Origin of the sequence: Promicromonospora kroppenstedtii DSM 19349 (assembly GCF_000515355.1) — a bacterium.
Lineage (GTDB): Bacteria > Actinomycetota > Actinomycetes > Actinomycetales > Cellulomonadaceae > Promicromonospora > Promicromonospora kroppenstedtii.
The window spans coordinates 1-845 of record NZ_KI911615.1 but is presented as its reverse complement, the minus strand read 5'-3'; the positions used below and the strand labels follow the sequence as shown (position 1 = coordinate 845).

The 845-nt window shown below is 72.7% G+C and carries 1 protein-coding gene and 1 pseudogene; both read right to left on the bottom strand.

Annotated features, from left to right (window positions below; translation table 11 throughout):
• On the bottom strand, positions 1 to 422 hold a 422-nt coding region (locus tag PROKR_RS04310), incomplete at its 3' end, for a polyprenyl synthetase family protein (RefSeq protein ID WP_036959925.1).
• A gap of 9 nt (positions 423 to 431) precedes the next feature.
• A pseudogene (locus PROKR_RS33875) lies at positions 432 to 845 on the bottom strand (hypothetical protein); the annotation flags it as partial.

The window sequence follows — 845 nt, the reverse complement described above, 5'->3', positions numbered from 1 at the left end:
GGCTCGCCCGACCAGGCCGCGCCCACGTGCTTCGCGGCGAACGCCCGGTGTGCGGTGGGGCGGCCGCGGCGGGTGTCGGAGTTGTCCATCACGTCGTCGTGCAGCAGGGCCGCGGCCTGGAACAGCTCCAGCGCGGCGCCCACGCGGACGGTCGCGATCCGGGCAGGGTCGGCCGGGTCGGCGGATCCGCCGTGCGCCCGGAACGACCAGTAGCAGAACGCCGACCGCAGGCGCTTGCCGCCCATCAGCAGCCCGGCGGCCTCCTCGACCATCGCCTCCGCGCTCGGGCTGATCGCACCGACCTCGGCCGTCAACCGGTCGAGGTGGGCGGTCACCGCTGCGTCGACGTCGGCGCGCAGGTGCTCGGCGTCGACGAGGGCTGCGGGACTCAGGGCACTGGTACGGGCAGGTGAGACTGGCACGGGACCAGCCTATGGGGTTCGGACGGTGCCGCTGATCGAGCAGAGCCGCCGCTCGCCGTCGTCGAGCACGCCGACCACGAGCGACTCCTGCACCTCGCCGGACCTGGTCTTCGTGGTCCGTACGAACGCGGTCTGCGCCGTGAGGCCGCTCGCGTCCGGCGCCGAGATCTGCTTGAAGCCCTGCCGGGTCAAGATCTTCCTCGCCTGCCCGACTACCTGGTCCGTGGAACGGCTCGACGACAGGTTCAGCGTGACCTGCGTCATCGGGACGCTCTTGGTCTTCGACCCCTTGGCCGCGGCCACGGGCTGGGCCGACGACGCGAGCAGCGTGGCGTCCTGGGGCACCGGGAACAGGTCGGGCGGAAAACCCTGCGCGTAGGTGGCCACCGCGGACGAGGGGTCGAAGGTCGGCAGCTCGGTCGG